The sequence below is a fragment of the Gelidibacter salicanalis genome, assembly GCF_007997285.1.
Lineage (GTDB): Bacteria > Bacteroidota > Bacteroidia > Flavobacteriales > Flavobacteriaceae > Gelidibacter > Gelidibacter salicanalis.
The window spans coordinates 222,993-232,570 of record NZ_VORX01000006.1 but is presented as its reverse complement, the minus strand read 5'-3'; the positions used below and the strand labels follow the sequence as shown (position 1 = coordinate 232,570).

4 protein-coding genes and 1 rRNA gene are annotated in these 9,578 nt (G+C 36.4%); all 5 read right to left on the bottom strand.

The window, feature by feature from the left end; genetic code table 11:
• Positions 1–111, bottom strand: a 16S ribosomal RNA gene (locus ES711_RS13240); the annotation flags it as partial.
• A 944-nt stretch (positions 112–1,055) separates the two neighbouring features.
• Positions 1,056–2,978: a putative porin gene (locus tag ES711_RS13235; RefSeq protein WP_146893774.1), complete on the bottom strand. Its 1,923-nt coding sequence runs from the start codon at positions 2,976–2,978 to the stop codon at positions 1,056–1,058.
• A gap of 540 nt (positions 2,979–3,518) precedes the next feature.
• A complete protein-coding gene (locus ES711_RS13230) occupies positions 3,519–4,358 on the bottom strand; it encodes a hypothetical protein (protein WP_146893773.1) in 840 nt (279 codons plus the stop codon).
• Between the two features lie 14 nt (positions 4,359–4,372).
• Positions 4,373–5,848 (bottom strand): SusD/RagB family nutrient-binding outer membrane lipoprotein, encoded by a 1,476-nt coding sequence (locus ES711_RS13225; RefSeq protein WP_246139192.1) that lies wholly within the window; start codon positions 5,846–5,848, stop codon positions 4,373–4,375.
• Between the two features lie 28 nt (positions 5,849–5,876).
• On the bottom strand, positions 5,877–8,966 hold the full coding sequence (locus ES711_RS13220) for a SusC/RagA family TonB-linked outer membrane protein (RefSeq protein ID WP_146893771.1): 3,090 nt from the start codon (positions 8,964–8,966) through the stop codon (positions 5,877–5,879).
• Positions 8,967–9,578 lie beyond the last annotated feature (612 nt).

Genomic DNA, 9,578 nt, shown 5'->3' with positions numbered 1-9,578 from the left:
TACTCACCCGTGCGCCACTCGTCAGCCACCGAAGTGCTGTTACCGTTCGACTTGCATGTGTTAGGCCTGCCGCTAGCGTTCATCCTGAGCCAGGATCAAACTCTTCATCGTTAATTTTTTTGAACTTATAGTTCAGTACTTTTCAACGACCAAAGGAAATTTAATGTTTGGTACTCAAAATGGTTTGTTCTTTATTGTGCTAATACCGTTTCCAGTACTTCGCTACGCTGTCAATCCAATATGTTAATGAACTTGTTTCTTTGTTTCTCTCAGCGAACTCAATCGCTAAGCGGGTGCAAATATATAACCCTTTTTTAAATCTGCAAAACTTTTTTTGAAAAAATTTTCGCTTCGTTATTTTAAGATTTTAATGAACACTTTTCCGAAACTCTGTAGTGTAAAACACATCGTTTGCGGGGTGCAAATATACAACCCTTTTTACTTTACAAACAAACTAAATCTACACTCTTTTATATTTTTTTTCTTAGTTCTGAAAATGAATATGTTACGTCCTAATTTATATGCCACACTAACCTTGCACCAATCCAACGCGTGCCCCGCGTTAGCGATGGAGCCCTTGTATGAACTCTTTTATAGCCGCCTGTGCGGCTATAAAAAGTGAGGGGCGAGAGCGCGGCGGGCTGCCCCCAAGGGCAGACCGAACGCCCAAAAAAATTATTTACATATCAACTGCGTTACCTATATATAATATAAGGATACGGTGTAAAGTGATCGCAATTGATTTTAACTGAACGTTGAGGATTTAGTGGGGTACTTTTGTATAAGTAATATACAGTACACTTACAAGAATGAATTACAAATCTGGTTTGGAGAAGCTACGCCATTGAATTCACGAATTTAATAAAGCATACCGCTATAATAAACTTGGAGTTTACCTTATAGTCCTGGTGCCAAATTAAATTACGTTCTGCATTTATTCACCAGACTAGACAAGCTGAAAATGCCATCCGTCAGAACAACTTGAAACCCATAACTCAATATATAACCAACTTGTAAATCTTGAGGCGATAATCGTTTAATCATCTGCATAGCAATTACAGGAAGAAGTTCCATACCAAACCGAAACGGATGGTAAAGTCGCGGTAAGGATTATTGGGTGCGGAAAAATAATTGTATCCCGTGAAGGCCGAATTAAAATGCTCGGCTTTTATAAAAATACGGGTCTGCCTTACTTTGGCATTAATGAAAAAGTCCAACCTCGGGAAATTTCCAATATCTGTAGTGTTCTGCACATAGAACTCACCCAACAAGGGGTCATACGCATCCATCTTATAATCTGTAAAATAGTTAAGCGTGATTCCGGTTTGTAAAAAGAGCGCCTTTTTAAATATGTGGTCAGAAAAATAAAGCGTGTTGCGCGTTATAATTTGCGGCACATTTAAAATGCCCTCTCCGTCTAGCACGTTTTGATACAATATGGTATTGTCTAGTGCAAACTTCCCCACTTTAAACTCCTTAGATAGGTCAACTTTCAAATACTTAAGTGACTGGTCCGTTTGAAGTGGCTTGACTCTATTATTGGCATCCTGACCAAAATAGGTGTAATTTGTAATGGAGGTTACCTCTACTCCTGCACTTGCAAAACGATCTGATTGGATTTTAAAAGCTAAATTCTGGGTCTGTACATTTTTGAAGGCGTCACTATTATCCCAATTGTAATTTAAGTAATCACTTTGGTAAAGCAACATATTGTAGTTGGCCTGTTTGGAATTGGTATTTAATCTGGCCATTACATTAACATCTGGACTGAGCGTAAAGGACGCATTAAGATCGAGAAAATTGCCGTTAAAATCACCAGAGATATTCAAACCGAATTCGCCATTAAGGTGAAACCCTCCAATTGTATTCTGATAACTTCCGCCAATTCCAAAAACACTTCCTTTTAACCGGTTGGTAATTTGCTTGCCATCAATTACGGTTACAGCATCATAGCCGTAATTATAATTGGCATAATCCGCATTAAATTGCAGCTCACCCAAAATCTTGTTTTTATACTGGACAAAAAATTGGTTTGAAAACTCTTCTAAGGTTACTCTATCTTTAATTGCGTTCCCTAAAAAAGACTCCCCAAAAAAGTCATTGCGGGTGGCTTGGGTATATTGATAGAATTTATCTTCAAAGGAAATCACCTGTCCTACACGTATACTATTGGAAGTACTATCTGAAGGTTTAAGCAGATTGTATTGATGGTCTAACAAAAAACGTTTGCCTTCCAAGCTGTTTTCAGCATCTTCAAAATTTGGCGCAAAGACGGATCGATCAATGAATTCAGGGTCTCCCGATTGAAAGTTTGCAACATCAGCATCCGTTAAACCACCATTCTCTTCATTGAGGATGTCCTGCATGACCACATGGGCCCGGGCTTGATACCTATTGTTTTTAGTGCTGTAACTTGTGGTAAACCTGAAATTTCCGGTACTGGTTAATGCATGTTGGTATTTACCCAAAGAACGCAATCCTTTATAAGCTATTGAAAAATTAAATTGTTTGGATGTATTTACGGTGAAAAATGCATCTAACAATTGCCCTTGTTCAAATGCTGTTTTATACATCATCTCAGATAATGGCGTTGGTACATGGTAATAGTGAATATCTTCAATTTCCATATAGTTGAAATGTTTGGCACGTGCGCCAAATACTGGGAGAGACCGATTGGTTTTATAATCGTGAGTGAGACTGTTATAGGTTTGTCCGAGGTTGGCAAACGGCAATAGGCCAAAATCATCACGTCTTAGATAATTGAATTTATAGTCTTTTTTGAGGGATAGTGTAGAATCGACAAAAGTAGTATCTCTGTTTTTATCAATAATCAGATACTGCTCAATTTTGGCAACCTTGTTTTTAGGTGCAGACTGCAGTGTATCTCCTCCACCGCCAGTTCTCGACAACGTGGTTTGACTCATTACGGTACTAAAATTAAAAAGCAGGAGAACCCCAAGTAGAAATACTTTATTCATTATCTGTTATTGTGTGACAAAAATAATCATATAACTTCTATTTGGCTTCTATATTATATAAATATCAATACGTATTGCATGACATCTCATCTATAATTTGTTCGAGAGGACTACTTATATATCATTGAGGTCAATGACTATCAACTATTAACATATAGTCAACCCGATACTGCTATTGACATCTATCAATTAGTTATAATTACAATTATTAGTGTCCGACAATAACTTAAGACCACTGCGCTGATAGACATATGACATAAGACTTGATTCGCAAACCTTTGAAAATTAAGAATATCCGATTTTCCATTTTAATTTCAAAAACAAAAACGCTCTTTAAGGGGCTTTATCAAGATGATATATCTCTAATTTTCCTAACAGCTTGCTGCTGTTAGCAAGATCAAATTTGCTAAGATTTTAATGGGACAACAATGAAATACAATAGATCTTTAAAACAAAAAAAACCTGAACAATATCATATTGTTCAGGTTTAATTAAAATACTATTCTAAAAATCGAAGTGATTAATTAGAAATTTAAATGGTTACTGTTTTACAAGTGTAATTTTTCTTGATCCACCAAAACAACCAATGCTTACACAACGTTTAAACTCTAAATTCATTGAGTAATCACAAGAATTGTAAGTGGATAAACCAGGACTTATTGTTGTAGCCCAAAGATCTCCATAAGTTGCATGCACATATAGAATGGCTTCTTTCTCAATAAAAGTAATTGTAGGTTTTGTAACATCACCACTTAATACTGCTAAAATTTCATCTGTACCATATGCTTCTGCATTAGTAATTAATAATGAATTAGGATAAGGACCCAACTCAACTTTAGATGTTCTTTCACCAGCTACTCTAGTAGTTGTAGACGTATAGTCCCCAACGAAACTGCTCATATCTAGTTCACAAACTGCCTGAAGCACAATATTAGTTTTATTAGATTCAGATACCCCTTGTGATGAGGAATCAATTCGCAACACCAAGGTTTTGGCATCAAAAGGATCTAAATTTTTAGTATCAACTTTAATTTCAGCATTTACAGACATATCTCCTGGCATGATGGTATAAGTCGTCTTTTCCAAAGCGAATTCTACTCCGGCCTGAGCTGTAGAACTTGGGTCAACACTAATAGTAATATCAACAGGTTGACTTAATGGCAAGTTATTTCCTCCAACAATGGCTATGGGCACATTATACGTTGCAACGGTCCCATCTGTAATAAAATTGGCTGTCGTACTTGAACTTTCAAACTGAGCCAAGATTGGACCTTTGCCAAAATCGGTTTCGTTTTGGTCAAGTAGCGTATCGCAAGACACCATAAAGAATACACTTAAAATGGTGGCAATATTTCTTATTTTAAATATTTTATTTTTCATAATCTATTATGTTATTATTTCCAGAATGGAGCTTTAGTAAATACATCTGCCGCAGTTAATTTAGGAACATTTGCAGTGTTTCTTGATACTTCAGAAGCAGGATATAATAATCGTACAGGTCTGCTACCAGCCGATTCAGCAGGAATTGGTAAGCCTAACGGGAATCCAGTTCTTGTAAGGTCAATCCATGACTCAATAGACGAAGTGCCATTTAATGCCACCCATTTTTGAGTGATTATTGCTTCAATTTTATTAGGAGACGCATCCCAAGACACATTTTTAATAGGTTGTGTGTAGTATATTTCAGCTTCTTCAACTGCATCTTCTACGCCGAGTTGAACAAATGATGCCTCGACACCCATTTCATAAAAATCTTTTGCATCTCCAGTAATATAACCTCTTTGCGCAGCTTCCGCCTGAATGAATAAAGCTTCAGCTAAAGACATGATAATTTGATCTTGATTGGCGCTTTTTAGCAATCCAGGTCCAACTTTTGCTAAATCATTACTTGTAAAACCGGTACCAGGTAACGCCGTTGATTGTACTGTACCTTTAAATGCACTTCCAGTTCTTGAAGGAGCATATAACCTTGACAACCTAGGGTCTGCATTATTTTGTAAAAATGAAATTGCAGTGGTCGTAGCAACTGTAAAATCCCCCCTATTTTGCTCGTCTCCAGTTGCAGGCTTACGGAAGTAATCCCAAAATGGATTTTGCTTATTTTCATCCGATGTATATCCAGGATTTGAAGCTACATCATCCATAATGTAACCACCACCATTAGCGTTGATTAAGCCAACTTGGGAGGTGATATACGAATCTTGACCAGTGTTGCTCATACGCACAAGCATTCTTAACTTAATGGTATTGGCAAATTCAACCCAATGGTCCATATCGCCACCAAAAATGATATCCTGACCTCCAGGATTTTCTGCATTGGCAGGTGCATCATTAATCATATCAACTACATCCGTTAGATTATCAATTACAGTCTTGTAAATTGTCTCACCATCGTCATAAGCAGGGGTGGTATTCTCACCACGTAAGTTAGCTTCTGTAAAAGGAACATCCCCATACAAATCAACTAACAATTGGTATTGAAAGCCTTTTATAATTGTTGAGATAGCCTTATAGTTGGTATAATCAACAGCACCCGATGGATCTTCATAATTTTCAATGTAAGTCAAATTCTTAAAGATATCAGCATAAGACGTTTCGAACACATTAGCAAAATCTTGTGAGGTAAAATCATATCGTGAAAAGATAGCATTGGCCTGCCAGTTAGAGGGTGTAGCCCAATTCACTGCCAAGAAATTACCTAAATAGGTCAGGGTTCTCGCATTTAATGCTGCAAAATCTTGCTGTGCAACGGGCAAAGTCAAGCTAGGTGTAGAAATTGGCGGATTGTTAGGATTATCATTAACATCCACAAATTTACTACAGCCCACGCTAATCAGAGCGAGCGATAATATATATATTACTTTTTTCATATTATTTGTTTTCATTTTCATTTTTTTTTTAGAACGTTACATTCAAACTCATACCAAATTGTCTAGTAGGAGCTGTTTGGCTTTGAGTCCCAATACCTACAGCATTACCAGTAGTGAAATTAAATTCAGGGTCAGTGTACACGTTATCCTTAGGTCTCCAAGTCACTAAATTTCTACCAAATAAACTTAACTCAAAAGCATCCACACCAATTTGATCTAAAATTTCACCGTTGAAAGAATACTTTAAGGATAATTCTCTAAGTTTTAAAGTCGTCGCATCGGTAACATAATTTTCCTTGACGTCATTATAACTATCCCAGAATGCGTTACCGCCACCTGAAGTTAATCTGTTGGTGTTTTCAGCATAGGTAGGATTATCTGCTGTACCCGTATTATAAGATGAATTAGGGAATACGAAAGGTTGTCTTCCCGCAGTTGCACTGTGTTTAGATAAACCCGTAAACTCAAGTGCATCTACAAGACTGTTATAAAACACATGACCAGTTCTATAATCAGCTACAGCATATAAACTCCAGTTTTTATAACGAATAGTTGTATTTGCTCCGACAATATAATCTGGTGTTGTTTTACCTTGAATTTGATTATCACTATCTTGAAGAGGGTCTCCATTAGCTCCTACAATAACACGACCTTGAGAATCTCTTTGGTAAGCAGTAGTTTTAATTTGTGGATAAGGCTGGCCCACTTTCGCAATAATTTGGGCGGTTGCAAACCCTCCAAGATCTAGCTCATCAACACCATCAGTTAATGAAATAACTTCAGTTTTTAAAGGTGCCCAATTGACTCCCATGTCCCAAGAAAAATCAGTTGATCTTAAGATGGTTCCAGTCAATCCAACTTCCAAACCTTTATTTTCAATTTCACCAACGTTTACAATAGCTCTTCTAGCTCCTGAAGCCTCAGAGATTTGTACTGGGATGATTTGATCTACAGAATTAGATTGGAAGGCAGCAATTTCTGCTCTTAATCTACTTCTAAAAAAAGCCATTTCCACACCCACTTCTACTGATGTTGTAAACTCTGGATTTAAATCTGGAGCAGCCTCTGTACTTGATTGAGACAGACCAACAGTATTACTGTAAGGGAAATTAGTTGGAGCAAAGAAAATACCTTGCGTTTGATAAACCGAAGGGTCATTTCCTGTCTTCGCATAACTCGCTGTAAACTTTAAATAATTAAGGCCTTTATCAGACACCATACCTGGGAATGCGCTAGTTGGAACAAATGACACACCACCACCATAGTAAAAGAAGGAGTTGGCATCTACAGGTAACGTAGAAGAAATATCATTTCTACCAGTTCCCGTTACATAAAGAAAATCTTTATAACCTACAGTTGCTTCACCATAAAAACTAACTCTTCTATAATTAATTGTTTCTTCTGATACTGATGCTTCTCCTGTTCTTGTAGAAATATTATAAAAATCAGGAATGATTAAATCACCACCGGAGATATCAATTTCTTTAGACTCCGTAAGTCTAATGTTTTGTCCCACGGTCGCCTTAACGTTGATATTCTCACTGACGTTTTTATCAAATCTCAATATAAAATCCGAATTAAAACGAGAGGAATTATATGAACCGTCCGCAGTACGCGCACCGTATTCGTCAATTCTAGAATAGACATGCTCCAATTCAAAAGCATACTTTAACGCTCCAAACTCTCTTTTGTTGGTTTGTCCTGAAAAGGTATAGCCTAGATTTAAAGAAGCAGTTAGCCAATCAGTAATTTGATAATCGGCATTAGCTAACACATTAAATTCATTGTAATCATTTTTTTCTCTTTGCGTATCTACAATAAAATATGGGTTTTCGTAGAAAGCAAAATAAGACGTCTCATTTCGGGTAAACTTCCCTGTTCTCCAGTCCTTCAACTGCTCCATAGGTAAATGTAATGGCGTATTAAGAATGTTCCAGTACAATGCTCTGTCCTGACGTCCACCTTCACCAACAACATTTGAATGCGCTCTAAAGAATGATAAGTTACCACCTACTGATAATTTCTCGTAAGTTCTAGATCCCTTTAACCTAAAGTTAGTTCTGTTATACTCATCCTTAGGAACAATCCCAGAAGTATTGGTTTGATCAAGAGACATTAAGAAGTCTCCAGAATCATCACCTCCACTAACAGTAACACCATGTCTTGTAGTATTCCCAGTTTTAAAGAAGTTCTTGTGATTATCTTTAATAGGAGAAAAAGGCACTTGCCAAACTTCACCGTTGTCTAAAGTCTCACTGGCATCAACGAGTCTTCCGTCAAAACGCGGTCCCCAAGCAACATTTTCCAATGGATATAGTGTTCCATCAGGAAAACCACCCACACCAAATTGATCTTGAACTTCTGGCAAATATGCAGCGTTTTCTATAGTAACTGATCCTGCATAAGAAACTTTTAATTTTCCTTTACCTCTTTTAGTAGTAATTAAAACAACACCATTGGTCGCTTCAGAACCATAAATGGCTGCTGCATTTGCACCTTTTAAAATACTGATATTTTCAATATCATTAGGATTGATACGGTCTAACACCCCTCTACTGGATGGGAAACCATCCACCACAATCAGTGCTTGATTATTTCCCAATAAAGATCTGTTACCCCTTAAAACAACGCGAGTGTTAGGATTAACACCATTATTAGTTGTATTAATTTGTAAACCTGCTACTTTTCCGACCATAGCCGTTGCTACGTTAACTGCTTTAGTTTCCGTAACAGCGTCACTTTCTAATGTGGTAACTGCATAGGAGAGCTCTTTAGCATTTCTCTTTATCCCCAGTGCCGTCACTACTACTTCATCTAAGGTATTGTCTGGTTGTAAGGATACATCCAAAGTATTGGATGTGCCAACCGGTACGTTTTTAGTAGCGTACCCTACGTAGCTGAACACAAGTGTTTGACCTGAGCTTGCTTGAATGGAATACTTCCCATCGAAATCTGTTGAAACACCTGTCGTTGTGCCCCTAATTATTACGGTAGCTCCTGGTAACGGTAAGCCACTTTCATCAGTGACAGTTCCGGAAACCCCTTGCTGCTGTGCAAACGTAATTTGCACCACAAACGCCAATAATAGCGTCAGTAAACTTGTTATTTTTAATTTCATAAAACAATTATTTGAGTTAGTCCTGCACAAACTTCACAATAAAATATTAAAAAAACAAGTAGAATCCTTAAAATAATGTTAATAATTAAAAACCTAAATTTCTTATTTAAAGAGTTAATTAGTTAACCTTTAAATCGTTGAACAAAAAAAGTGATGGCCGATCCAAAATTTAAAACGTATTATTTTTATACATTTATTTTATTTTCCTCTCATAAAGCCTATAAAATTTATAATAAAATCAAAAATGAGCGCTGTTTTATACATTAAATAAAATGATTCTGTTGTGTTACATATCGCAGTATCTAAAACTTAAAATTTGTTAAATCATTAGTTTTTTGTTAATTGTAGATTTGATTGAATCTTATAAGTGTATATATCTATGAACAATGATTTTTTTATAAATATCATGCAGCAAGATTCGAAAAATAATAGTTCGATTTTTAGTGTATAAAAAGAAGTTTATGTAATATCATTAAAAAGGGAACTATGTCTCCAGAAGTTCCTCCGCTTCTTTATATAAAACCTCAATTGAATTACAAAAGGAACACACTAATTGTTCACGGCGCAGTTTTAGCTAATCAGATCAAAAGAACAATTTAAACCAAAAAAAAA

Excerpts from the sequence above, each read along its gene's own strand:
- ES711_RS13230 (WP_146893773.1), bottom strand. The coding sequence starts at position 4,358 with ATGAAAAATAAAATATTTAAAATAAGAAATATTGCCACCATTTTAAGT.
- ES711_RS13225 (WP_246139192.1), bottom strand. The coding sequence starts at position 5,848 with ATGAAAAAAGTAATATATATATTATCGCTCGCTCTGATTAGCGTGGGC.
- ES711_RS13220 (WP_146893771.1), bottom strand. The coding sequence starts at position 8,966 with ATGAAATTAAAAATAACAAGTTTACTGACGCTATTATTGGCGTTTGTG.
- ES711_RS13235 (WP_146893774.1), bottom strand. The coding sequence starts at position 2,978 with ATGAATAAAGTATTTCTACTTGGGGTTCTCCTGCTTTTTAATTTTAGT.